At 43.9% G+C, this 569-nt stretch carries 1 protein-coding gene and 1 pseudogene; one reads left to right on the plus strand and one right to left on the minus strand.

Annotated features, from left to right (window positions below):
• Nucleotides 1–463: dienelactone hydrolase family protein (locus tag CWB76_RS18885; RefSeq protein WP_171039659.1), on the plus strand; the 463-nt coding region annotated here is incomplete at its 5' end.
• Here the strand turns inward: CWB76_RS18885 and CWB76_RS18890 are convergent.
• A pseudogene (locus CWB76_RS18890) lies at nucleotides 443–569 on the minus strand (LysR family transcriptional regulator); the annotation flags it as partial. The gene CWB76_RS18885 and the pseudogene CWB76_RS18890 overlap by 21 nt on opposite strands.

A 569-nucleotide genomic window follows, 5' to 3' on the forward strand; every position in this document is an offset into this window, starting at 1 on the left:
GCATCATGATAGCGACACACAAAGCCTTATCGAGTTTGTAAAACGCCAAAGTTATTGTTCAGGAAACGTGGGAGCTATGGGTGTATGTATTGGTGGGCATTTAGCTTACAGAGCCGCTTTAAACCCACTTATAAAAGCCGCGTTTTGTTTATACGCCACCGATATACACAGTAATACACTGCCCGCACAACCCGGTAATAACTCATTTGAACGCATGGCCGACATACTCGGTGAAATTCATTTTATTTGGGGTAAACAAGACCCTCATGTACCACAAGATGGCCGAGACAAAATATACCAGCAAGCTGTTCGTACTGGTATAAATTACCAATGGCAAGAAGTTAACGCGCAACATGCCTTTATGCGTGATGAAGGCGAGCGATACGATGCAGCTCTCGCCATAGCTATGTATCAACAGGCTGTTGCCTTATTTAACCGAGCGCTAGCCCTTACGCATACCTAATGCAGTATGCTGTTTTACAAAGTACGCTTTTAAATAATCAATAAACAAGCGTAACTTTTTAGATCCCGTCGCCCCCGGCGGGAAAACTCCATACAACTCAATGTCA

This window comes from Pseudoalteromonas sp. S1609 (genome assembly GCF_005887255.1).
In the GTDB taxonomy this organism is placed as follows: domain Bacteria; phylum Pseudomonadota; class Gammaproteobacteria; order Enterobacterales; family Alteromonadaceae; genus Pseudoalteromonas.